This window comes from Brevibacillus sp. SAFN-007a (assembly GCF_051967035.1).
Lineage (GTDB): Bacteria > Bacillota > Bacilli > Brevibacillales > Brevibacillaceae > Brevibacillus.
This window is the reverse complement of sequence record NZ_JBQCKK010000001.1, coordinates 222,947-247,632: the sequence shown is the minus strand read 5'-3', so window position 1 is coordinate 247,632 and position 24,686 is coordinate 222,947. Positions and strand designations below refer to the sequence as shown.

At 55.4% G+C, this 24,686-nt stretch carries 21 protein-coding genes and 1 riboswitch; of the genes, 1 reads left to right on the top strand and 20 read right to left on the bottom strand.

Going from position 1 to position 24,686, the window contains the following annotated elements:
• Window positions 1–34: 34 nt before the first annotated feature.
• From hrcA to gpr, 16 genes are all read right to left on the bottom strand, one after another.
• Window positions 35–1,060, bottom strand: coding sequence for a heat-inducible transcriptional repressor HrcA (gene hrcA, locus ACTHO6_RS01215; RefSeq protein WP_440238507.1), 1,026 nt, complete (start codon window positions 1,058–1,060; stop codon window positions 35–37).
• Between the two features lie 196 nt (window positions 1,061–1,256).
• Window positions 1,257–2,399, bottom strand: coding sequence for a radical SAM family heme chaperone HemW (hemW, locus tag ACTHO6_RS01210; RefSeq protein ID WP_440238505.1), 1,143 nt, complete (start codon window positions 2,397–2,399; stop codon window positions 1,257–1,259).
• A 101-nt stretch (window positions 2,400–2,500) separates the two neighbouring features.
• The gene (gene lepA / locus ACTHO6_RS01205; RefSeq protein WP_440238503.1) at window positions 2,501–4,318 is read right to left on the bottom strand and encodes a translation elongation factor 4; all 1,818 of its coding nucleotides are present in this window, start codon (window positions 4,316–4,318) and stop codon (window positions 2,501–2,503) included.
• A gap of 157 nt (window positions 4,319–4,475) precedes the next feature.
• Window positions 4,476–5,504, bottom strand: coding sequence for a methyltransferase domain-containing protein (locus ACTHO6_RS01200; protein ID WP_440238501.1), 1,029 nt, complete (start codon window positions 5,502–5,504; stop codon window positions 4,476–4,478).
• A complete protein-coding gene (locus tag ACTHO6_RS01195; protein ID WP_440238499.1) occupies window positions 5,501–6,307 on the bottom strand; it encodes a heme ABC transporter ATP-binding protein in 807 nt (268 codons plus the stop codon). Before ACTHO6_RS01195 ends, ACTHO6_RS01200 begins: the two co-directional genes overlap by 4 nt.
• The gene (locus ACTHO6_RS01190) at window positions 6,304–7,341 is read right to left on the bottom strand and encodes a FecCD family ABC transporter permease (protein WP_440238497.1); all 1,038 of its coding nucleotides are present in this window, start codon (window positions 7,339–7,341) and stop codon (window positions 6,304–6,306) included. The genes ACTHO6_RS01195 and ACTHO6_RS01190 overlap by 4 nt, the downstream gene beginning before the upstream one ends.
• A gap of 33 nt (window positions 7,342–7,374) precedes the next feature.
• A complete protein-coding gene (locus ACTHO6_RS01185; protein WP_440238495.1) occupies window positions 7,375–8,424 on the bottom strand; it encodes an ABC transporter substrate-binding protein in 1,050 nt (349 codons plus the stop codon).
• A gap of 290 nt (window positions 8,425–8,714) precedes the next feature.
• A riboswitch (cobalamin riboswitch) is annotated at window positions 8,715–8,921 on the bottom strand.
• Between the two features lie 16 nt (window positions 8,922–8,937).
• A complete protein-coding gene (locus ACTHO6_RS01180) occupies window positions 8,938–10,029 on the bottom strand; it encodes a M24 family metallopeptidase (RefSeq protein ID WP_440239387.1) in 1,092 nt (363 codons plus the stop codon).
• 139 nt (window positions 10,030–10,168) lie between these two features.
• Complete coding sequence (locus ACTHO6_RS01175) at window positions 10,169–11,062, bottom strand: ABC transporter permease (RefSeq protein ID WP_440238493.1); 894 nt, start codon at window positions 11,060–11,062, stop codon at window positions 10,169–10,171.
• 17 nt (window positions 11,063–11,079) lie between these two features.
• Window positions 11,080–12,090 (bottom strand): ABC transporter permease, encoded by a 1,011-nt coding sequence (locus ACTHO6_RS01170; protein ID WP_440238491.1) that lies wholly within the window; start codon window positions 12,088–12,090, stop codon window positions 11,080–11,082.
• A 104-nt stretch (window positions 12,091–12,194) separates the two neighbouring features.
• A complete protein-coding gene (locus tag ACTHO6_RS01165; RefSeq protein ID WP_440238489.1) occupies window positions 12,195–13,847 on the bottom strand; it encodes an ABC transporter substrate-binding protein in 1,653 nt (550 codons plus the stop codon).
• A 126-nt stretch (window positions 13,848–13,973) separates the two neighbouring features.
• The gene (locus ACTHO6_RS01160) at window positions 13,974–14,945 is read right to left on the bottom strand and encodes an ABC transporter ATP-binding protein (RefSeq protein WP_440238487.1); all 972 of its coding nucleotides are present in this window, start codon (window positions 14,943–14,945) and stop codon (window positions 13,974–13,976) included.
• Between the two features lie 19 nt (window positions 14,946–14,964).
• Complete coding sequence (locus ACTHO6_RS01155; protein ID WP_440238485.1) at window positions 14,965–15,933, bottom strand: ABC transporter ATP-binding protein; 969 nt, start codon at window positions 15,931–15,933, stop codon at window positions 14,965–14,967.
• 303 nt (window positions 15,934–16,236) lie between these two features.
• Window positions 16,237–16,545 (bottom strand): DUF3679 domain-containing protein, encoded by a 309-nt coding sequence (locus ACTHO6_RS01150; protein WP_440238483.1) that lies wholly within the window; start codon window positions 16,543–16,545, stop codon window positions 16,237–16,239.
• Between the two features lie 5 nt (window positions 16,546–16,550).
• Window positions 16,551–17,732: a stage II sporulation protein P gene (spoIIP, locus tag ACTHO6_RS01145; RefSeq protein WP_440238481.1), complete on the bottom strand. Its 1,182-nt coding sequence runs from the start codon at window positions 17,730–17,732 to the stop codon at window positions 16,551–16,553.
• A 147-nt stretch (window positions 17,733–17,879) separates the two neighbouring features.
• On the bottom strand, window positions 17,880–18,980 hold the full coding sequence (gene gpr / locus ACTHO6_RS01140) for a GPR endopeptidase (RefSeq protein WP_440238479.1): 1,101 nt from the start codon (window positions 18,978–18,980) through the stop codon (window positions 17,880–17,882).
• Window positions 18,981–19,158: 178 nt separating this feature from the next.
• On the opposite strand from gpr, the gene rpsT reads away from it, so the two are divergent.
• On the top strand, window positions 19,159–19,434 hold the full coding sequence (gene rpsT / locus ACTHO6_RS01135; protein ID WP_440238477.1) for a 30S ribosomal protein S20: 276 nt from the start codon (window positions 19,159–19,161) through the stop codon (window positions 19,432–19,434).
• Between the two features lie 60 nt (window positions 19,435–19,494).
• On the opposite strand, the gene holA is transcribed toward rpsT, so the two are convergent.
• The 4 genes from holA to ACTHO6_RS01115 form a co-directional block, all read right to left on the bottom strand.
• Window positions 19,495–20,535 carry a DNA polymerase III subunit delta gene (gene holA, locus ACTHO6_RS01130; protein WP_440238475.1) on the bottom strand — a complete coding sequence of 347 codons (1,041 nt, stop codon included), beginning with the start codon at window positions 20,533–20,535 and terminating at the stop codon, window positions 19,495–19,497.
• Window positions 20,536–20,837: 302 nt separating this feature from the next.
• Window positions 20,838–21,704 (bottom strand): hypothetical protein, encoded by an 867-nt coding sequence (locus ACTHO6_RS01125; RefSeq protein ID WP_440238473.1) that lies wholly within the window; start codon window positions 21,702–21,704, stop codon window positions 20,838–20,840.
• Window positions 21,704–22,249, bottom strand: a complete 546-nt coding sequence (locus ACTHO6_RS01120) for an RNA polymerase sigma factor (protein WP_440238471.1) — start codon at window positions 22,247–22,249, stop codon at window positions 21,704–21,706. The genes ACTHO6_RS01125 and ACTHO6_RS01120 overlap by 1 nt, the downstream gene beginning before the upstream one ends.
• 53 nt (window positions 22,250–22,302) lie before the next feature.
• On the bottom strand, window positions 22,303–24,678 hold the full coding sequence (locus ACTHO6_RS01115; RefSeq protein ID WP_440238469.1) for a DNA internalization-related competence protein ComEC/Rec2: 2,376 nt from the start codon (window positions 24,676–24,678) through the stop codon (window positions 22,303–22,305).
• Between the last annotated feature and the right edge of the window lie 8 nt (window positions 24,679–24,686).

Here is a 24,686-nt window from a genome sequence, read left to right as displayed (position 1 = left end):
ATTGACAAAAAAATCAGGAGGAGCCTTCCTCCATTTATTTCTCAAACTGCGAAGTCAGCATGCGCGATAAGCCTTCTGCCAAATAGTTGAGTACGGTAATGACTTTGCCATATTCCATTCGCGTCGGGCCAAGTATGCCAACCATCCCTACCGGCTTGCCTGCAAGCGAGTAGGATGTGGTAATCACACTGCATTGCTTGATCGCGTCCAGCTGATTCTCCTGACCGATGCGCACCGTAAGTCCCTCTCCCGGCATCCCGAACAAATGCAACAGTTGATCGTTTTGCTCCAAAAGCTCCAGAATGTCCTTGACCTTGTCTACGTCGCGGAATTCGGGCTGATCCATGATCTTGGTCGCACCGCGTAAGTATACGCGCTCCTCTTCTTGCGTCAACGACTTGTCGAGAATCTTCAGCATTTCCTCGTACTGCTCCGCATAGCGGCGCATCTCGCCCGATATTTCCTGATAGACGCGCTGTCTCAACTGCCACAGCGGGACATCGGTCAATTTGGCATTCAACAGGTTGACAAGGCGCTCGATTTCGCTTGCGCCCATGCCTTCGGGAAGATCGATCAGCTTGTTCTCCACACGCCCGGTATGCGTAACGACAATCGCAACCGCTTGTGTCTCGTTCAGAGGAACGATTTGAATATGTTTCAACCGATGCTCAAAAATCTCCGGCCCCAGCACAATGGCCGTGTAGTTGGTCAACTGGGAAAGAATTTGAGCGGTGTACTCTACCACCTGTTCGGAATGGAGAATACGCTCGGCAAACAACTGTTTCAGTTTGCCCAACTCCGCCTCGCTCAAGCGCTGCGGCTGAATCAGATTGTCGACGTAAAAACGGTATCCTTTTGTGGAAGGAACCCGCCCTGCCGACGTGTGGGGTTGCTCCAAGTACCCTAGCTCTTCCAGGTCGGACATCTCGTTGCGAATGGTCGCCGAAGAAAACCCGATGTCCTCCCGTTTCGAAATCGTCCGGGAACCAACCGGTTCGGCAGAATGAATGTAATTATCGACAATCGCACTCAAAATCAATCGTTGACGGTCAGATAACATAGATGTCGCTCGCCTCCCCGTTGAGCATGAAAAGAAAGATAGGTGCCGCTCCGCTGTCCGGAGCGTTTGTTAGCACTCATCACTAACGAGTGCTAAATCTACTTACTAAGGTATCAATAGTAGAAGGATTTGTCAACGGACTTGCGCGAGATCCACGGCCAAAATCTCCCCCATTTCGCCAGCAATGTCCTGATTTTTAGCGCAGAAAACGCGCAAATACCTCATTTCCCAGCGGAAGCCCCCGTTTGGTCAGCTTCAACCGGCCGTCTTGCTCTTCCAGCATGCCTTTGGCGATCTCTTCTTCTATTATTGTCCCAAAAACTTCGTGTGCAGATACGCCAAAGCGCGAAGCGAATTCGGCCAGATCGACGCCTTCTCGCAATCGCAGCCCCAGAATCATCTGTTCCTCCATCGCATCTTCCTTCGGCACGGCAAACTGCTCGACACGCGGCAGCCCTTCCTTGCATTTTTGCATGTAAAGCAGAAGCGGACCCGCGTTGACGTGTCTTTGCCCGCACACGTAGCCGTGAGCACCTGCCCCCACCCCATAGTATTCACGATTGAGCCAATAGGTTTTATTATGTTTGCTCGCAAAGCCCGGTTTTGCAAAATTGCTGATTTCGTACTGCGGGTAGCCGTGTCGCTCCATCTCCTCGATCAGCACCATGTACATTTCAAGCTCGGTCTCTTCCGAAGGGAGCGGCAGCTGGTCTTTTTGGTAGAGCGTGTGGAAGAGCGTATTTTCCTCCACCTTGAGGCTGTACGCGGAGAAGTGTGTCGTCCCCAGCTCGAAAGCCTTGCGCAGCGTCTCGCGAAAAATCTCCATCGTCTGGTCCGGCAGGCCGAACATCAGGTCGATGCTGATATTCGTGAACCCTACTTGCTTCGCGTTCTCGATGCTGCGGTACACGTCGTCCCGATCGTGAATCCGTCCCAGCCGCTTCAAGAGGGCATTGTCAAACGACTGCACGCCGAAGCTGAGCCGATTGACGCCAAGCTCGCGCATAATCCGCAGCTTTTCCACATCGGTCGTCCCCGGATTGGCTTCCATCGTCACTTCGATATCCTCCGACCAGTACGGGCCGAGGTGGGTCTGTACGCTCTGCAAAAACGCCCGCATCTGCGCGTGGTCGAGAAAAGTAGGCGTCCCTCCGCCAACGAAGATCGTCTTGACCTCCTGAACGGGCTGCTCGCGAAACGTCAGCTCCATCTCCTTGTTCAAGGCGTCCAGATAATCCCAGATCAACTGTGGGTTGTTGGTCACAAACGAGTTGAAATCACAGTAGTAGCATTTATTCGTACAAAAGGGAATGTGGATGTAAACCGATTGCGGCGTCATAGCTCTTCCCCTCCTTTGGATGTGGAATCAGGGTGAAACACCCGGTCGCGCCAGGCTGCGCGCTTGTCGACGAATGGAAAAGACCTGACACGAGGTCAGGCCTACTTCTTATCATCCATGCGCAGAACAGCCATAAACGCTTCTTGCGGCACCTCGACGGAACCGACGGACTTCATGCGCTTCTTTCCTTCTTTTTGCTTTTCGAGCAGCTTGCGTTTCCGCGAAATGTCCCCGCCGTAGCACTTGGCGAGAACGTTTTTGCGCAGGGCGCTGATCGTTTCGCGGGCCACGACCTTGTGTCCGATGGCCGCTTGAATCGGCACCTCGAACTGCTGCCGCGGAATCAGCTCTTTCAGCTTTTCGCAAATGACTTTGCCGCGCGCATAAGCCGTATCCTTGTGCACGATAAACGACAGGGCGTCGACCATCTCACCGTTCAGGAGAATATCCATCTTCACCAGCTTGGACGGCTTGTAGCCCGCCATTTCGTAGTCGAAGGAGGCATATCCGCGCGTACCCGACTTCAGCATGTCGAAGAAGTCGTAGACGATCTCGGAGAGCGGCATGTCGTATTTGAGCTGCACGCGGTTTTCGCCCATGTACTGCATGTCGAGGAACTCCCCGCGTTTGCCCTGGCAAAGCTGCATGACGTCGCCCACGTACTCTTTTGGCACCATGATGGTCGCCAGTACGTACGGCTCCTCGATCATTTCGATTTTTTGCGCTTCCGGCATCTTCGACGGGTTGTCGATCTCGATGACTTCCCCATTTGTCCGGGTAATCCGGTAAATAACGCTCGGAGCCGTCGTAATCAGGTTGATGTTGAATTCACGCTCGATGCGTTCCTGAATGATCTCCATGTGCAAAAGTCCCAGGAAGCCGCAACGGAAACCAAAGCCGAGCGCTTGCGAGGTCTCCGGCTCGAATTGCAGCGACGCGTCGTTGAGTTGCAACTTTTCGAGTGCTTCGCGCAGGTCGTTGTACTCGTTCGTCTCGATCGGGTACAGGCCGCAGAATACCATCGGATTGATCTTGCGGTAGCCTGGCAACGGCTCGGCAGCAGGGCGTGCCGCATCGGTAATCGTATCCCCGACGCGCGTGTCGCCTACTGTTTTGATCGAAGCCGCCACGTAGCCTACGTCGCCGACGGTCAGCTCTTCCACTGGTGTCTGGCGCGGCGTAGAGGTCCCGATTTCCGTTACCTCGAACGTCTTGCCTGTCGCCATCATCTTGATTTTCATGCCTTTTCGAAGCGTACCGTTCACGACGCGGATCGAAGCGATAACCCCTCTGTACGCGTCAAAGTACGAGTCGAAAATCAAAGCTTGCAGCGGCGCGTCCGGATCTCCCTCTGGAGCCGGCACCTTTTGGACAACCGCCTCCAGCACTTCCTTGATCCCGATGCCCGCTTTGGCAGAAGTCAGTACGGCTTCGCTGGCGTCCAGCCCGATGACATCCTCGACTTCTTGCTTCACGCGCTCAGGCTCCGCGCTCGGCAGGTCGATCTTGTTGATGACCGGAATGATCTCCAGGTTGCTGTCCAGCGCCAAATAGACGTTGGCAAGCGTCTGGGCTTCGATCCCCTGCGCAGCGTCCACGACGAGAATCGCCCCTTCACAGGCAGCCAGACTGCGGGAAACCTCGTACGTAAAGTCTACGTGTCCAGGCGTGTCAATCAGGTGGAGAATGTACTCCTCTCCGTCCTCTGCTTTATAGTTCAAACGCACGGCATTCAGTTTGATCGTGATGCCGCGCTCTTTTTCCAGCTCCATCGTATCCAGAAACTGGGCTTCCATCTCACGTGCAGTCAATGCGCCGGTCAACTCCAGAATCCGGTCTGCCAGCGTCGACTTTCCATGGTCAATGTGGGCGATGATGGAAAAATTTCGAATCCTTTTTTGTCTTTCACGGCGATCCATGTGTTGTTCGTTCCCTCCCACGCGAATCCATCCAAACATCCAGATTGCGCTCGAAAAAATACACTAACGGTAATTATAACAAACGCGTGATAGAAAGAGCAACCAAAGAGAATACGGCGTTTGTCACGTTTTTCGTCAGCGGCAAAGGATTCGGGCACTAGGATGACCGCGATCGGGTCGGCTCGTCTGCGGATATTTTTTGGGCCATGATCGTCCAGCGCGTCGCCGCCCCTGGAGCGCCGGGCGGTTCCGCAAACGGATAGCCGCCGTGCTGCCAGCGATCCGGCTCGTACTCTCCCGTTTGTGCTGGCGGCTGGCTGTGGTGACAGACGACGTTTTCCCTGCTTTGCACGACCTTGTAGCCCGAAGATTCCAGGAGCAACTCCAGCTCCCCCGGCAAAAGCAGCGCCAGCTCACGCTCCACTCGGTAGCGCGGCTGCTCCACCTGCTCCACAAACGTCTCATAGGTCAGCGTATAGCGGAATTTTTGCTCGGCAATGAGCGTTTCTCCCTCGACTTTTTGGTACACCATCCGGTCCGGGAACACAAACTTGCGCTGCATGAGCGACCATGTGCGGTTCACAGGCGGCAGGAGCAAGTCAATCGCCACGATTCCGCCTTCTGTCAAATGCCGGGTAACGACCGAAAGCAACTGCCGCTGCTCCTCTCTACAGGTCGCCTGCTGAAAAATGCCTTCGGGCAGCAGCACATGGGTAAAGCGGGAAGCTAGCTGCAGCTCCTGTACATTTTGCTCGATCAGCTCAAGCAGCTCCTCGTTGTCCTTGAGCATGCGCCGCTTCTTTTTCGTCGCGATCTCCAGCATGTCAGGACTGTTGTCCACGCCGCAGACGGACAAGCCGCAGCGCGCCAGCTCAATGGCAATGCGCCCGGTGCCTACGCCAAGCTCCAGCACGGACACCGGGGCTTGCGCTGCTTCTTGCAGCAGCCAGTCGCGGTAAAACGCGATGCCCGCTTTTCCGGCAAACTGGTCGTAATAGGTGGCTTCCAATCCGGAGTATGTGGCCTCCGGAAGGCGCACATGCCGCCCTTCCCCTTGCATCCCACAGGTCGTACAGACCGAGCCTGCCAAATGCGAAAAAGGCACCCTTGGCGGGACGCCGTTTTTCGTATCGCCAATCCATTCGTCATAGCGGAACTTGCATACGCGGCAACTGTACACGCTCATTGTGCTTTGACCTCCTGTCGCGATGGTTGGATGCGAACGGCTTCCGAAAAGAAATACACGTGTTTTTTCCCCGTGATCGGATGGGTGACCACCTCTGTCTCTACCCCGAAAACGTCGCGAATCAACGCGGGTTCAAGCACTTCTTCCGGCGTGCCGGAAGCAACCAGTTCCCCGTCGCGCATGACGTACAGCCGATCGCAGTACATGGCGGCGATATTCAGATCATGCAGCGAGGAAAACACGGTAATCCCGAGCGTCTTGACCAGATCCATCACCTGTAGCTGGTACCGGACGTCCAGATGGTTGGTCGGCTCGTCCAGGACGAGAAACCCGGCTTGCTGGACCAGCGCTCTTGCAATCAGCACGCGTTGCTTTTCTCCGCCAGACAAGGAAAAAAAGCTGCGCGAGGCGTACGCCTGCATGCCGACCCGCGCCAGCGCCTCCTCACAGATGCGGCTGTCCGCCGGGGTATCGGTTTGAAACAGCCGTTTATGGGGAGAGCGCCCCATCATGACGATTTCCATGACGGTAAAATCAAACTCGATGGACGACTCCTGGCGCACGACCGCCATGCGCTGCGCATTTTGCCGGGCGGTAAGCTGGTACACGTCCGCCCCGTCCAGGGAAATAAATCCGCTGCGTGGCGCAAGCGCCCGGTAAATGCTTTTGAGCAGGGTGGACTTTCCGCTGCCATTCGGCCCGATCAGCCCCACAAATTCGCCGGAGCGAACCGTCAGGCTCACGTCGCGCAAAATCGTTTTTTTCTCCAGCTCGATCGAAATGTTCTCCACATGCAGATTCATCGCCCGCTACCTCCGAAAGAATATGAGCTGCGCATCATCAGCCAAAGAAAGAACGGACCGCCGCACAGCGCCGTGATAATCCCGATTGGCAGCTCTTCCGGCGCAAACGCAAGCCGGGCGATCACGTCCGCCCAAATCAGGAAAATGGCCCCGAGCAAGGCGCTGACAGGAAGGACGCGCCGATGGTCCGAGCCGACGATGACGCGTACGATATGCGGCATCATCAAGCCGACAAAGCCGATGGAACCGCTGATCGAGACGATGACGCCCGTCAAAAGCGCGGTCATGATGAGCAGCAGCTTGCGAAATCGCACCGTGTTGACGCCCAGCGTCCCCGCCGCTTCTTCGCCCATCAGCATCGCATTGAGCGAACGGTATTGCGTCAACAGGACAAGCAGACAGATGACGACAATCAACGTCGGGATGGTCAAATACTCCCACTTCCCTCCGGCCAGACTGCCGCTCATCCAGAACAGGACAGAGCGGATGCCGTGCTCGTTGGGCGCAGAAAAAATAATCAGGCTGGTGATCGCAGACAGGATGGCGGATATCGCGATGCCGGCCATGAGCAGACGCACCGTCGAGTTTTGCCCGCCGATGCGGGACAAGGTAAAAATAAGCAGGATCGAGACGAGCGATCCGGTGAACGCACCGAAGGAAAGCGCGAATTGTCCGTACATGCTGAATGCTCCGAACAAAATGACCAGCGTCGCTCCGGCCGATGCGCCCGAGGAGACTCCCAATATGTACGGATCTGCGAGGGAGTTGCGAACCAGAGACTGGATCGCCACCCCTACAACAGACAGGCCGGCCCCGACGACAGCCCCCAGCAGGACGCGGGGAAACCGAATGTCCCAGATAATGGTCTGTTCTCCTTTTGACCAATCCACTTCCACCCATTGATGAACCAGCGGGAGATTCGCCAAGGCAATTTTCCATACCGTCGCTGGTTTGATTTCCACCGAGCCGAGTGTCACCGCAAACGTAATCGAGACGACAAGCCCGATCAGCAGGGCAACGATGATGAAGGGCATCTTGATCTTGTGCAGGGCCGTTCCCTCCTTCTCTTAGCAGCCGCTTCTTAATTGGAATGTATCCGGGTACAGACCTTCCGCGAGAATTTTCAGCGCGATGGGGGCGCGGACCCCTTCGGACGCTGCGGACAACGGCAGCACGATCAGACGCTTGTTCTGGATCGCTGGCACGTCAGCCAGTTCCTTTTTGGACAACAGGAAGTTTTGTTTTTGCTCGATGGTTTTGTCGCCGTAGTCGACCACGACGATGACGTCCGGCTTGCGGTTCACGACTTCTTCCCAGCTGACGGTCGCCCAGCCTTTTTGAATGTCGTCGAACACGTTTTTGCCGCCTGCCGCGTGAATCAGGGCCGTCATGTAGTTGTTGGCAGCGGTCAACGGCTGGTCTTCTCCGCTGTCGTACACGAATACGTTCAGCGGCTTGTCCACCTTGCCGATTTTGCTTACGGTTTGCTCGATTTCCGCTTTCATTTTGCCAATCAGTTCGTTCGCTCTGTCTTCTACACGGAAAATGCGGCCGATGTTTCGAATATCCGCGAACACGTCGTCAATCGTCGGACCCGGCTTGTTCGAGGACTCTTGCAGGTACGATTTGATCCCCATTTTTTCCAGATCCTCCATCGAGCCGACGCCTTTGTCGCCAAATGCGCTTTTCCAGCCTGCGTAAACGAAATCAGGGTTTGCGGCCAAAAGCACCTCTTTGGTCGGATACTTGTCGGACAGGACAGGCACCTTGTCGTAATCGGCTTTCAGCTCAGGCAAAATGTGGTCGTCCAGGTACGCGGTTCCGACCATTTTGTCAGCCAGACCCAGCGCGAGCATGACTTCGGTTACGTGCTGGTTCATCGTGACAGCGCGTTTGGGCGCTTCCGGGTACGTCATCTCGATTCCGTTGGTCACAATCGTGACGGGCTTGTTGTCAGCAGCAGGCTGGGCCGTTTGCTCCGAGCCAGCATTCGCCCCCGTGGATTCGGTCGCAGCAGGTGCTGTAGAGCCACATGCGGACAAAAGCAGCAGGATCGCTGTCAGCGCAGCCATCCCGAAAGCGTGGAAAGCTTTTTTTCTCATACGGATTGCACTCATCTGGTAACCCCTCTTCTTTTGTTGTTGGCATGCTGAAAATGAAGCGTTATGTAAATCGTAATGAATACGAATTACAACTTTACTATACAGAGAGCCTGCTTGTTTGGCAACTCGACAGCTGCATCACCCCTTTCCCAGCCTCGACTGCCACGGGGGTGTTCATAGAAAAAAGCACCCCCCAGTTTTCCAATCGGGAGGTGCTCGACATACGCAGGCATACCTATAGAATCAGCGCTGCTACAGCGCCTGTTCCTGGTCTGCTTCCACATCTGTCCCATCCTCGTGGGTCGATTGCACATCATCTCATGGCAGGTCTCCTGGCTTACGAATCATCGTCCCCAGCCGCCTTCCCATTTTTCGTCGCGCGAAAAACAGTGGCTTTTTGGCCGGACACTCCTCGTTACAGTGGCGGGACCGCGCCGGATTTTCACCGGACTTCCCTTTTAAGCTGGCGGAACCAAGCGATTCCGGGCAGCACCATCAGATTGCTATCCAATTGTCATCGGGAAAAACTTATCCGATCACCGTCAGTGTCTTCGGGAACTGGCTCAGCACGTCCACGCCCGTTTCGGTGACCACCACATCGTCCTCGATGCGCACGCCGCCTACTCCCGGCACGTACACCCCCGGTTCAATCGTGAAGACCATGCCTGGGCGCAGCGTTTCCTGGTTTTGCCCATGTACGGACGGATATTCGTGCACGTCCATTCCGAGGCCGTGCCCCAGACGGTGAATGAAATAGTCGCCGTAGCCTTTTGCAGTAATAACGTCGCGCGCGGTCTGGTCGAGATGGGCAAACGTCACCCCTGGACGCACCTCGGCAATCGCCGCCTCGTTCGCTGCCAGCACCGTTTCGTATATGTCGCGCAGTTGCTCGCTGATCTGGCCGACCGCAAACGTACGGGTAATATCGGAAACGTAGCCGTCCGCTGCTACCCCGATGTCAAACAGGAGCAAATCGCCTTCCTGCACCTTGCGCGAACCAGGTGTTCCGTGCGGCAAGGCCGACTTTTCCCCCGCCAAAACCATCGTGGAAAAAGACGGGCCGTCCGCTCCCAGACGCTTCATCTGGTATTCCAGCTCCGCGACGATTTCCTGTTCGGTCTGGCCGATTCGGAATGTTTTCAGCGTCTCGCGGAGTGTATCTTCAATCAATTGTACCGCCTTTTTTATACGGGCCACTTCATCCGGCGTTTTCATCAGGCGCATTTCGCGGAGCGGCTCTTCCACATCCACGTAGCTCTCTGCACAGACAACTTGTCCGATCGCCTCGTAACGCTCTACGGTCATGTGGCTTTTTTCGATACCCAGCTTCTTCAGGTTCGCTGGCAATACGCGCTTGAGCAGCTCGTACGGATTCTCAATATCCGTATGTGTGTGAATCGTCTGAACAGTCGAAGCCGCTTGTGCCGCTTCGCGGTCAAGGGCGGGAACGATCAGGGATGGGTCGCCCTGGGCCGGAACAATCAGCCCCATAAACCGTTCGTGCGGATCGGTAAAAAAGCCGGTCAAATAGGAAACGTGCTTGGGAGAGGTGATGACTGCCGCGTCGAGCTGTTGCTTGGTCAAAAAATTGTGCAGTTTCGAAATGCGCTCCAAATACACCTGCGTCACCTTCGCTTTCGACAAGATTCTTCCTCGAGAATACCATTTCTTTCCCCAAAAAAGAAGAGCGGGACGGAACAAAAAAAGAGGCAAACGGACTGCCTTCCCCGTTTGCCCGTTTTGCCCCTGTGATCGCACGCTAGTTTTTCATCCGCGGGTCAAGCGCATCCCGCATCCCGTCTCCGATCAGGTTAAAGCCGAGAACGGTCAGCATGATCGACAGCCCCGGAAAAATGACCGTCCACGGCGCCTTCTGAATGTACTGGCGGGAATCGGAGAGCATTTTGCCCCACTCCGGCTCCGGCGCTTGGGCACCGAGGCCCAGGAAGCCGAGCGCTGCCGCTTCAATAATCGCGGTGGCAATCCCCATCGTGCCTGTCACGATGATCGGCGCCAGGCTGTTTGGCAAGATGTGCTGCATGAGAATGCGCGAATCCTTCATCCCGATGGCGCGCGCCGCCATGACGAACTCCTCTTCCTTCAGGCTGAGTACGCGCGAACGCACGAGACGCCCAAAGGTCGGGATATTGATGATGGCAATGGCCAGCAGCGCATTTTGCAGGGAAGGCCCCAAGATGGCGACGATCGCAATCGCCAATAGAATGCTCGGAAACGCCAGCATAATATCAAACACGCGAGAGATGACGGTATCGATCCATCTGCCGTAAAAGCCCGCCAACAGACCCAAAATCGTGCCAGCCACGACGGAGCCGATCACCGAGAAGGTCCCGACCCACAAGGAGATGCGTGCGCCGTAAACGACGCGGCTGAACACATCCCGCCCGTTGTAATCCGTCCCAAACCAATGCTCCTCGGACGGCGGCTTGTTTTTCATCACCAGTTCTCCCTCATCGTACGGGTACGGAGCAATCACTGGCGCAAAGACGGCTACTGTCACAAAAAACAGAATGATCGCCAGCCCCGCCATCGCGAGCTTGTTTTTGCGCAACGCTCTCCAAGCTTCCCGCCAAGGAGAGACAACTTCTTCCTCTTTTACTCTCAGGGATACTGTCTGTACTTGTGTCTCTGCCATGTCTCATCGTCCCTCCCCTAGCGGTATTTAATGCGCGGATCGATATAAGCGTACAGAAGGTCGACCAGAAGATTAATCAAGACAAAAATCGTAGCGATCACCAAGATACCGGATTGAATCACCGGATAGTCCCGGTTGCCAATCGCCGTGAAAATGTAGCGGCCGACGCCCGGCCAGCCAAAAATCGTTTCGGTCAGCACCGCTCCGCCCAAAAGCAAGCCGGTTTGCAGGCCGATCACCGTGAGAACGGGAATCATTGCATTTTTCAGCGCGTGCTTGTACACGACCCAAAACTGCGCCAAGCCTTTTGCCCGGGCGGTCCGCACGTAATCGGCACGCATCACTTCCAGCATGCTCGAACGGGTAATCCGGGCGATAATCGCCATCGGAATCGTCCCCAAAGCCACTCCCGGCAGGATCAAATGCTTGATGACCTCCCACAGCTGATCCCACCGTCCAGCCATAATGGTGTCCAGTATATAGAAGTGCGTAATGGCCTCTACAGGATTACGCGAATTGTCGCGACCAACGGATGGCAGCCATTTCAGTTCTTGCGCAAAGAACCACTGCTCCATCAAACCTAGCCAAAAAATGGGCATGGAAACACCAATCAAGGCAATCAGCATCGCACAGTAGTCAAACCAAGAGTTTTGTTTCCACGCGGACAAGATTCCTGCGTTCACCCCGATGATGACAGCGAACAGCATGCTGACAATCGTCAGCTCAGTGGTGGCGGCCAAATACGGGCCGATTTCTTGCGTGATGCTGGCTCCGGAATGCAGGGAAACCCCCAGATCTCCGGTGAGAATTTGCTTCAAATAGTCCACATATTGCACGTACCACGGATTGTTCAACCCTAAAACTTCCCGTAAATCTTCAATCGCTTTTGGACTTGCTTTCTCTCCCAATATGGTCAGAGCCGGATCACCTGGGATGGCGCGTATGATGGAAAATACGACGATGGACATGCCCAGTAGAACGGGGATGAGCATAAGAATTCTTCGGATGCTGTAGGATAGCAACGCCATCTCCTCGCTTTCCTTACCAAAAATAATGACGGAATAGGAAGAAAGAAAGGGCAAGAAGAGGGTCGCTCCTCTTACCCTGCTTGCTCATCGAATCCATGCGGATATTACTTCAAGTCAACCTTCTCCAGGCTTTCGGAGCCTTTTGGATGCGGCTTGTAGTTGATTACGTTTGCCTTGGCTGCCAGCGCTGGCGTAGAGTGAGCCAGCGGCACCAGCGGCACGTCCTTGAAAATGATTTCCTGCACTTGCAGATACAGCTTCTCACGCTCTTCCTTCGTCGTTGCAGACTGGGCTGCCATCAAGAGCTTGTGCGCTTCTTCATTGGCCCAGCGTGTACGGTTGTTGCCGCCGATGTTGTTTTTATCCAGCAAGGTCGCCAGGAAGTTGTCCGGGTCTCCGTTGTCGCCCGTCCAGCCCAAGAGGAACATTTCCTGCTCGCCTACCTTGGTTTTGTCCAGATACGCCGCCCATTCCATCGTGACGATTTCTGCTTCTACGCCAATCTTTTTCAGATCTTGCTGAATGGCCTCGGCAATTTTCACGCCATCCGGCATGTACGGACGAGCAACTGGCATCGCCCAGAACTTGATTTTGAAGCCGTTCGGGAAGCCGGCTTCCGCCAGAAGCTGCTTCGCCTTGTCGATGTTGTACTCACGATCCTTGATGTTGCTGTTGTGCCCCCAGATGGAAGGCGGCATCGGGTTCACAGCCGGTTGTCCCAGTCCGGCGAAAAACGCTTCGATGATCGCCGGTTTGTTGATCGCATAGGCGAGCGCTTCGCGAACTTTCGGATTGTCCAGCGGCTTTTTCTCGACGTTAAAGCCGACAAAACCGATGTTCATGGACGGACGCAGGATCAGTTGCAGATCGCTGTTGCCTTTCACCGTTTCCGCGTCATCCGGGTTCAGGCCGTCCATCAAGTCGATCTCCCCGGAGGTCAGCGCGGTCAGACGAGCGGTATTTTCCGGAATGACCTTGAACACCAGCTTGTCGAGCTTAGGGTAGCCAGCGTTCCAATAGTCCGGGTTTTTCTCCAGCGTAATCGTGTCGTTGCGCTTCCACTCTTTGAACTTGAACGGCCCGGTTCCTACCGGATTTTCGTTGAACTTCTCAGGTCCCATCTCCTGCACCGCTTTAGGAGAGGCAATGGCGAAGCAGGACATGCCCAGGTTTTGAATGAACGGAGCAAGCGGGCGATTCAGGGTGAATTTCACCGTTTGCGCGTCAACGGCTTCTACACTCTTGATGACGTGGGTTTCGTCGCCTTTGTAGCCGCCGAACATGTCGTTGTAGTATTCGAAGCCTTCCTTGTTATGCTGCGGATGGTTCTTGTCGCTCCAGCGCTCGAAGTTCCATTTGACCGCTTCCGCATTGAAATCCGTGCCGTCGTGGAACTTCACGCCGCTGCGCAGGTGGAACGTGTACGTCAGTCCATCCGGCGAGATTTCCCACTTCTCCGCCAGGGAAGGCACTACCTCTGTGCTATCTTCCGCATAGCCGACCAGGGTGTCGAAAATGTTTTCCGTCACCTTGAACGATTCGCCATCGGTCTGGGCAATCGGATCGAGACCTACGGAGTCGCCGCCGCGACCCACGATCAATTGCTTGGGGCCCGATTTCGCTGGCTCGGATGCCGGCGTTTCTGTTTTTGGCTGTTCTGCCTGCCCTTGTGTCGTTTGCGAACCGCTGCACCCGGCAAGCAACATGGCCAGCGCCAACAGGCTGGTCATGGCTGCGGAGAGAACTCTCTTCTTCATGAAAACATCCCCCTCTACTAAAGTGAAAACATGTTACTTGGATAGGTGGTCACTCTTGACGCTCCTGCCTCGCATCCCCCCTTTAACAAGGCATCCATGTCAGCAGGCGGACACCCCCGGCACGGTTTACTGCTTGTACAAATGACAAGCCACAAAGTGCCCGTTGCCCACATCCCGAAAAGCGGGACGAACAGAGCGGCATTCCTCTGTCACATGCGGACAGCGCGTATGGAACGTACAGCCGCCGGGCGGATTCGCAGGGCTTGGCACGTCTCCTTGCAAAATCACCCGCTCCCGTACAGCGTCGGGGTCCGGCGTCGGCACGGCAGACAGCAAAGCTTTGGTATACGGATGGAGCGGATTCGTGTAAAGCTGGCTGCTCGTGGTCAATTCCACGATCCGGCCGAGGTACATCACGCCCACCCGATCACTGATATGCCGCACGACACTCAGGTCATGGGCAATGAACAAGTAGGTGAGGCCCATCTCTCGCTGCAAATCTTGCATGAGATTGAGCACTTGCGACTGAATGGACACATCGAGCGCAGATACAGGCTCATCGGCCACAATCAGCTTCGGATTGAGCATGAGCGCCCGGGCAATTCCGATCCGCTGGCGCTGCCCTCCGCTGAACTGGTGCGGATAACGCCTGGCGTGATAGCTGCTCAGCCCCACGACCTCCAGCATTTCCCGTACTTTTCGTTTGCGTTCGGCACTCGTTCCGATCCCGTGAACGACCAGCGGTTCTTCCAGAATCTTCTCAATATTGTGACGAGGATTCAGGGAAGCGAACGGGTCCTGGAAAACGATTTGCATATCGCGGCGCATTTTGCGCATCTCCTCCGCTGAAAGCGCGGTCACGTTCACGCCATCAAACGTCACTTCACCCGCAGTCGGCTCGATCAGCCGCAAAAGCGATCGCCCGGTCGTCGACTTGCCACAGCCGCTCTCTCCGACCAGTCCCAGTGTCTCCCCGCGCTTGACCGTAAACGAAACATCGTCTACCGCCTTCACGACGCCTACTTCCCCGCCCAGGATGCCGCCTGTGATGGGATAATATTTTTTCAGGTTTTTTACGACGAGCAGTTCTTCTGTCAACGGGCATGCTCCTCTCGGGTTATTCGCTCAGCCAGCAACGGGACAGATGATTGTCCCCGACTGCTTTTAGCTGCGGCATTTCGCTGCGGCACAGATCTGTCGCCTGCTCGCAGCGGGGGGCAAAGCGGCATCCGACCGTAAGCGAGCCTGGAATCGGCACGTTCCCCGGGATGGAGTAGAGCCTCTCCCGCGACTCTTCCAGCTTGGGCAAGGATTGGAGCAATCCTTTTGTGTACGGATGCTTGGGCTTTTTCAAAATCGTGCGGACGTCTCCCTCCTCGATGACATTGCCCGCGTACATGACCACGACGCGGTGACACATCTCCGCCACTACGCCCAGATCGTGCGTAATGAGCAAAATGGCCGTCTGCGCCTTTTCGTTGAGCTGGCGCATCAGATCGAGAATTTGCGCCTGAATGGTCACGTCGAGCGCCGTCGTAGGCTCGTCCGCAATCAGCAGCTCCGGGTTACAGGCCATGGCCATGGCAATCATGACCCGCTGGCGCATCCCGCCGGAGAGCTGGTGCGGGTATTCATCCACAATCGCTTCGGCTCGCGGGATCCCTACCTTTTTCAGCATCTCGATCGCGCGCGCCCGCGACTCCTTTTTACTAGCCTTCGTATGTAATCGAACCGCTTCGCCAATCTGATTCCCGATCGTAAAAACAGGATTGAGCGATGTCATCGGTTCCTGGAAGATCATCGCGATTTCATTTCCGCGGATGCTTCTCATCCGCTTTTCATCGGCTGTTACGAGGTCTTCCCCTTTGAACTTGATTTTGCCCCCGACGATTTTTCCGGGTGGATTCGGCACCAGCCGCATGACTGACAGGGACGTAACGCTTTTCCCGCAGCCAGACTCGCCTACGATGCCGACTACTTCTCCTTTGTTAACCGTGATCGTCACGCCGTCAACGGCAGGGATTTGGCCGCGGTCCGTGAAAAAGTGCGTTTGCAGGTTTTCGATTTGCAGGACAGGATGCGACACGTGGCTCACCTCTCTTACCGACATATTCAGTAGAAAAAGATCTATCAGTAGACATTATGCCATTAATACAATTTTTTGGCAACACAACAAATTCTAACTATTTCATTTTTACTGACTACTCGATTTCTCCCCTCTTTCCCTTGCCACCATTCCGTTTGCGGCACGAAGCGCAAGCCCCCGCCTGCGTTGCAGCATGCGGCGCCCCTCCTCCCCCGCCAGCCGGCCACACTTAAAAGACCCGCTCTGGCGGGTCTTTTGTCACGGAGGCTTTGTGCCCCCCTTCTTTTTGCGCGTAAACAAAATCTACGGTTCGAAAAAACTCCCTACCCAATCGACAAACATTTGCGCGCCGTTTTTGATACTGTCGCCCAACGTCAAGCCTACGCGGCTCACGTAATTGACCATTTTTTCCGGCGCTGCCGTCTGCACCTGCTTGCCCAGCACCGCAATTTCCATCTGCCCCTGATCCACTTTTTTGATGTAAAACGTCTGTGCGTTTTCTTCGGGCACTCCGCTCACCTTGGAAATTCCCCGCTCCGCCGTTTGCAGACCGATCACCACGCCGACCAGCAAGATGATCAAAAGACCTGTCAGTTTCACCGTCACGTTCATGCCCATCACCTCTTCGCAGGCTCTTCCGTTACTGTTTTGCCTACCTTTTCCGCCTGCAGGTAATAAGCGGCAAAGACATCGGCCAATGCCTCCGCCGTATTCAAACTCTCCTGCAAGGTGTTTTCCGTGCCGCCTATTTCCATTAACAGGCTTCCCGGAGAGATGGACTGGTTATACTCGCCATGATCGGTTTTTGCCCCTTTTTCCATCACGCCGCGCGACAGCTCGGGGTACATCTTTTCCATCAGCTGGTGCAGTTCGGTGGCAAACGCCTCGTTCTTCTCGTGGCTTTTGTTCCGCTTGCCGATGACAAACATGACGCGTGCATACGTTTTTCCCTTGATCGTCACGGTCGTGCGATCACGCGGAGCCGTATCGCGGTGCAGGTCGAAGAAGTAGTGCAGCTCCCGGTTCTTTTCGACAGCGGCTTTCACTACCTGGAGCGATTGCGCGTAGGACAGCGCGTAATCCATCTTTTTGTTCAAAAGCTGCTGGTAAATATCGTCCTTGCTCACATCCGCGCCGATGCCCCGCTCGTTCAGCGCTTCGCTGAGACGTTGGCTGACAAGAGAAATGTTTTGGGTGGGATGATCGACGGAAGTGCCGATCGGCTTTGTTTCGCTAAACCACGATTCGCGGTTGTGCGAATTGTAGACGAAGACGATTTTTTTGCCGTTCGTCGTGGCCGGCTTCGCCGCAGGAGCGGGTTTTTCCTCCGCGGGTTTTGCGGCCGCCTGTTCTTGCGGCTCCACGACGGGCACGAGCTGGGACGTGTCCGCCACCTGCTTCGGATGGGCAGGGTACTCGACGTAAAAGTCAGCGAGCGTCGCTCCTTTTCCCTGGACGACAAACCGCGCATCTTCCGTCGTCACCATTCCGGGCAGTTCTCTGCCGAGCAGGCTGCGCAAATCGCCGGGCTGGATATTGGTCGCCAGTTGAAAAAGAAAGCCTGTCACGCTGTTGGATCTGGCATCGGACGAAGCTTGCACGGTAGCGGACAGAGCCGGGATCTCCTGCCCCATCCAGCTTAAAATCGCCAGACTGGATATATGCGAGGCCGCCTGCTGGATGGCGGAGGAGGTGATCGCGACACGATTTCCTCCCAGCGACAACACACCCGTCATGACGAACAAAAAAGCGGTTATGAATGAAAGAACTGCGAATTGGCGTTGGATTAGGGTCGCCATCTGTCTCACTCCTCTGGCTGTTGCATGGACGAAGCGCTCTGCTCTCTCTCACGCTTGTCTATGCTTTAGCCTATGAGCCTCATAGAGACGATAGAACCCTTTTCTAGCGGTCCTCTCACAATCTAGCGCTTTTCGTGCCCAGCCTCGCTAGTGCGTGTAGGCGGCGCTATTGTCCTCGTCCACGGCCTGATGCAGCGAACGGTTCAGCCCGGTGGCAATCGCGTTGGCCACTCCCTCGATGAAGTCGTCCACTTCTTTTGGCGTGACGACCAAATCTTGTCCGAGCGGCCGAAGCACCTCGTGGATCAGCTGGAGCTTCTCCTCTTCCGGCAGCGAGCCTACCAGCCCCATAAACGTCTTGCGCGATTCCGGGTCAGGCAAATCATCCTCGGTATACGGCTCGCGGCGCTCCGGCACGCTGCTCAGGGCCAGCTTGTTGAACGCCCGCTTGCTCTCCGCCATGGACTGTCCGAAATGCCCGAGCAAATACGTAATCGCGTCATTGACGATCGTCGAGGCAAACACGACGGTCGGCACGCCGACGGCAATCACCGGAATTCCCAACGTCGCCTGATCGATCGCCTTGCGCTTGTTGCCTACCCCGGAGCCGGGATGAATCCCTGTGTCGGATATTTGGATCGTCGTATTGACACGATGCAGAGCGCGGGAAGCGAGTGCATCGATGCAGATGACGAAGTCCGGCTTGCTTTTTTCCACTACCCCGAACACAATCTCGCTCGTCTCAATGCCGGTAATGCCGAGCACTCCCGGCGAGATGGCACTGACCTCGCGATAGCCTTCTCCCACCGTTTCCGGCGCCAGTTGAAACAGATGGCGCGTAATCAGCAAGTTTTCCACCACCATCGGTCCGAGCGCGTCCGGGGTCACATTCCAGTTGCCCAGTCCCACAATCAGCGCCTTCTGGTCCCGGGTGATGCCCATTTGCTCCAGAAAAGCGGCAAATTCCACGGCAAACCGTTTGGCAACTTGCTCTTCTATAGAAGTATCGTTTTCGCGCAGCTTGGGCACTTCCATCGTCAGGTAGCGACCGGGCAGCTTGCCGATTCGCTTGCCTGCCTCTTCCGTCTGGACATGCAGCCTGGTCACCTTGATGTTCGGTTCGCTGTCGTCGGCTTGCAGCCATACGCCTTCGATATTGCTTTCGTTCTGCTGCCGGGCCAGTTCATGCGCCTCTAGGGCCAAATCGGTTCGAATCGAGTAGCCTGACAAATCAATGTTGTGCGCCATGTTCCATCGACTCCCTTCTCCTTCGCGAGAAACGGCCATGACCGTTTTCTTCCTGCTACTAGGTTGCTTGAATCCTTTATTTTTATTCCGAATCCTTTCTTGCAAATGGTCTTTGCCCATGCTAGAATTACTTTGTTGTATGACTGTATGTCTATGGTCGTCTAAGGAGGTGACACACATGCCAAACATTAAATCCGCAATTAAACGCACCAAAACAATCGAAAAGCGCCGCGCACAACGTGCTTCTCAAAAGTCTGATCTGCGCACTTCCATCAAGAGCTTTGAGAAAGCTGTCGCCGCTTCTGATGTAGCATTGGCGAAATCCACTCTTCTGGTGGCTGTGAAAAAGCTGGACAAGGCCGCTTCGAAAGGTCTCATTCATAAAAACGCAGCAAACCGTCAAAAGTCTCGTTTGATGAAAAAGCTCAACGTTCTGAGCGCTCCTGTCGTCTAAGAGACCACCAAAAAACCCCGTGAACACTACGTTCCTGGGGTTTTTTTATGGGCACTGGCGCTAGCCCGTCGTTTTTTGCCGTTCGGCATGAGCCCGCGCCACAAACAGCTCCAGCGCAAGACGCTTGTCCACCTGACCGGACTTCATCCGAAAATCTTCTTCCGCCAGAATCCCCAAAAGCCGCTTTAACGACTCCTCGGAAAAATGCCGCGCCTGCTCCATCGCTTTTTTTACGGCGTACGGATGCATTTTAATCATGCCAGCCATCTGCTGCTGCGAATAACCGCGCGGCGCGAGCTGCTTGACGTGGAGCAGCATGCGAAACTGCCTTGCCAAGAGCGCGAGCAGCTTGATCGGCTCCTCGCCCGTCTTCATGCAGTCGTACATCATCCGCAGCGCCCGGTCCAGCTTCCCCGACGCAACCTGCTCGATCAGCCCGAAAACATCCTGCTCCAAGGTGCGTGCGCCGAGCGTCTCGATCACCTCATCCGTGATGCTGGCCCCTGCTCCCACGTACAAGGCAAGCTTTTCCAGCTCCTTGTCCAACAACCGCAGTTCATGGCCTACGCGCTCCACCAGCTTCATCGCCTGCGGTCGCCCGATCCGCGCCTGGTATTTTTCAGCCCGCCGCTCTACCCAGCCGTACAAGTCCGCGTCTTTTAACAGCGGGAACGGGATCACCTTTGCTTTTTGCTGTAGCGTTTTGACAAGCTTTTTGCGTTCGTCCAGCTTTTCGGCTTCTGTATGCAAAATCAGCGTTGTGTACGGAGGGGGGTTTTGCAAATATCCGAGCAGCGCATCCGGATCGCTCTCCACTTTTGTCTGCGGCTTGCTCCCCGTCAAAAAATACGCTTGTCTGGCAATGACCAGACGATGCTCTCCCAAAAACGGCAAGGTCTCCGCGTCCTGCAAAATGTCCGCGAGTCCCGTCTCCGTACAATCGTAGACGCTCATGTTGAGATCGCGAAACGACGGGTCGATCATTTCGTCTTTGGCCAACGACAAAAACTCCTCGGCTAAAAACGATTCCGGGCCGAAGAGCACGTACAGCGGCGAAAACTGCTTTTGCCGAATTTCCCGAATGGCCGACAGGAGTGGCATGCGTGTTTCTCTCCCTTTCCTTGCAACTTGTCTGCGTCATTATAGCATGCAAAAACTTGGCTGCGCCAATTTTTTTATCCGGCTCGCCCCCGAAAAAAACCGCTACCTGTTCAAAGCGGTAGCGGTTTTTCCATCTATAGGCACCTCTATGTAAACGTTTAGGGAAAAGCCCCGGGATTCCTCCTCCCCAAACGGTAAGCAGGGGGTGCTTGATACTGTACTTTACGCAAGACTCCCCTTCGTGGTGCCAGTTCACTTTTGAAAAACGCGTTTGCCCTGGAGCGGGAAAAGAAGCACGATGATTATTCATCGCGCTCTTGCCGGTTTTCCTGCTCCTTCTTTTTGTCTCGTTTGCTGTCTTTCTCCTCGTCTTCATCCCTGTCTTCTTTTTCACGCGCATGGTTGTTGTCTTCTTCGTCCGTTTTCTCTTCCAGTCCGATCGGAAAGGACGGTGGCTTATCCTCTGTCACTACAGGCTTTGGAGCAACTGCGGGCTTCGAAGCTGGCGGAATCGTGTTGCTGTTGTGGTGGACAGGCGGCTGAACTGTTGATTTTGGCTCGTTTTTCACAGGGGGCTTGGACGTTTTTTTCTTGGACGGAGCTTCCTCGGTCTTGTTCCCCTCCTGCTTTTTATTCGATGGAGATGGATGAGTGCTGGGAGGAGGAACTTCCGGTCCGTACACCACGTTGTTGTCTTCAACGGCGGGTGGTGGAGCGCTGTCTGCTCCTTGACGAAACGGATCTGGCTCCGCCGGCTTTCCGTCCCCGCCCGCAAACAGCATGCCGATCAACAGGCAGGCTGCAACAGCCGTGCTGCCAACGCTGGCGAACCACACTTTCATTCGCTTCCATTTTTTCGATTCCGACAGCGAAGACGGCTTGCGCTTAACTGCAAGGGTAGGCAAGGATTCCTCAATCGCCGCAGATTTTGCAGCTGCCGGCTTTGCTGCGGCCTGTTCCAGCTGTGGCAAAATCGAATCTACAAGGCTGAATGAGGGTACGACAGGGGGCAACTGCTCTAATTTTTGCGACACAGTTTTCAAACGGTTGTACATCAGTTGCAGGTCAGCATCTTGTTGAATGAGGGTGTGCAGCATCTGCTGCTCTTGCTCGGACAAATCCCCATCCAGATCCCTCTGCATGCATTCCCAAATCTCTTCGTTCGTCATCAACCGATCCCCCCTTTCTGATAGTCGCACAACAGTTCTTGCAACTGTTGCCTAGCCCGAAACAAATACGACTTGACCGTGTTAAGCGGCAAATCCAACGCTTCCGCTATTTCTTGATAGGAAAAATCTTCCAGATAGCGAAGTACTACGACCATCCGGTGCTGCTTGGGCAGCTTTGCGATGGCTTCCTGGATGTCATTCGACAGCCCGGTGAGAAGGATCTCATCTTCTACGTTGTTTCGATCAGGCAAGACCAGCTCATGCTCGTCGATTGAGACCGTTTCCTTCTTCGCGCGAAATTTATCCATGCAGACATTGCTGACAATGCGTTGCACCCACGTGGAAAACTTGGCCTTTTCCTGGTAGGTGTCCAGCTTTCGATAAATGCGAATGAGCACTTCCTGAGCAGCATCGAGCGCGTCCTGTTCGTTTCCCAGAATATAATAAGCGCTTCGGTAAACGGAGGTCTCAATGGATCGAAGCAGCTCGACAAGCGCATCATGATCCCCGGATTGCGCCAGCCTGATCAGTTCTGCTTCCTGCATAATCTCCTCTCCCCCCTACAGACGGGTCGCTCATGAAAAAGGTTGCAACCAGATTATGTATCCAATTGTTGGGTATTCCAAGACAGTCCGGCAGGCGAGATTATCAGCGTAATCGCCCCGTGCCGATCTGTCCGGTAAATCGCGGTACCATATGTCCCCAAACGCTGCAGCACTTTCGCGGCAGGATGTCCATACCGATTGTTCGCCCCTGCCGAGATGACCGCTGCCTTGGGGGCAATCGCCGCCAACAGCTCCTCGGAGCTGGAAGTATTGCTGCCGTGGTGGGGTACCTTCAATACATCCACGGGCGAAAGACCGTTTCGGACGAGCGCTGCTTCTCCGCTCCGTTCGATGTCTCCCGTGAACAAAACCGTATGATTGTAAGCGGTAAGCTGAAGAACGACGGATGCATCGTTTCCACGGAGCGTCGTTTCTCCAGGATGAAGCCATTTCCATTCGATTCCCGGTCCATCCGACCACACCTGACCAGGAGTGCCAGTCGTAATCGGGACGCCTTTTTGCCGAAAACGCTCGCGAATCTTCGCTTCCTTCGCTTCCGGCACATCCCCGTTCACCAGTACCTCGCCAAACGAAAAGCGGGAAACCAGCGCTTCCATTCCTCCGATGTGGTCCAAGTCGCCATGGGTCATGATGGCGCGATCGATGGTTTCGATCCCGCGCGCCATGAGAAACGGGAGAACGACGTCCTTGCCTACTTCAAAAGGATCGCGCTTCTCCATCCACGGTTCCGCTGCCGGATGGCGCATTGTCCCACCTGCATCCATTAAGTATACCTTCTGATTGCCAATTTCGACAACGACGGAATCCCCTTGCCCGACATCGAGAAACGTAATCCGCACTTCATCGCTCCCTGCAAACGGCTGCCGTGCCGCAACCAAAAGCCCGAGAAATACGGCCGCACAAAGCGCCACGTCCCGTTTTCGGTGATAGCCCCGATTCCACAAAAGCGGCAGTATCCCGAGAAAACAGGCGTACAGGAGCATCCACCACCACGTTGGATGCGGCCAGTAGGTAAATGGAATCACTTTTTGGTCCAACGCGTACAGCGGGTCGTGTATCCAGCCAAGCAGGCGGGTCGTGAACCAGACAGGAAGAGCCGCAAGCGCCGGATGGACGAGAGCAAGCACGAGTGCGATGTATCCGAGAGGCAGGGCGAGCAGAGACAGGACGGGGGTAGCCAGGAGGTTGACCAGCCAGGACAGCGGCGAAAACTGATGAAAATAATAGACGAGAAACGGAAAAGAGACAAGCTGGGCGGAAAAGGTAACCGCCACGAGCGTCCTGATCCAGACAGGCACCCTGACAAACACGTGCAAGCTGTACGGGACAAACAGAATCAGTCCCAGTGTGACCGCAAAAGACAGCTGAAATCCGACATGCCACAGCTGATACGGATGGACGGCAAGCATGACCAGCAAGGCACCCGCCCAGACTTCTTTTCCATCCAGCTTTTTTCCCGCGACCTGACAGACCAGTCCCACGCCCCCCATCAAGCCGGAACGGACAGCCGATGCGCTCGCTCCGACCAAAAGGACGTATCCGATGAGCAAAACGACCGTTGCCCCAAACCCCCACCTGCGGTTTACTCCCAGCCTGTCCAGACACCACAGGAACATCGAGGTAACCAGCGTCACATGCAGGCCGGAAATCGCGAGAACGTGGCTGAGCCCCAAAGTGGCGTACATCGACTCCAGCTCCGGCGTCACGTCTTCACTGAGTCCGAGCAGCAAGGACTTCATATACCCGGCCGTTTCCCGATCAGCAAACAACGCTTCGATCCGTTCCGCACCCGCCTCCTGCCATTGCTGAAAGCTCCCCCGGATGCTGGCAGCCGTCTCGACCCGCACCTCTCCGAAAGCTGCCTCCCCCACGACGTGCACTCCTTGCCAGCGCAAGTAGCGTGCATAGTCAAAGGCATGCGGATTGCGCGCTCCTTGCGGCAGACTGAGCCGGACGCGCGCCGTAAGCTCGCTTCCTGTGCGCCACTTCTCTGCGGCTGCCGCTTCCTCCGCCGTACTCAATGTGACGCGCAGAACGATCGTTTCGTTTATCCCGAGCTGCTCTCTGCTCCCGCCTTCTTCGCGCCACTCGCGAACGACCGCAAAAAAACGCGCGACGTCGCCATCGCGCTTGACACGAGAAGCGATTTCCCCGCGCACCCATACGGTTCGCTCCTGCTCCGCCAGCGGTTTCATGGCCGATCTCTGGAGAATCTCGTACCCATAAAAATAGAGACCTGCTAGAATAAAGAGACAGGCGCAAAAAGCGAGGCGGCCTCGCACGGCGCGCGGAATAAACGCAGCGGCTGCCGCCCACACGCCGGCAGCACCCAAAAGCCAGACCGGATGCGTATAGGCCGACAGGAGCAAGCCGCTCAGCACAGCCAGGCTCGCATACCATAACGACATCGTTTCCC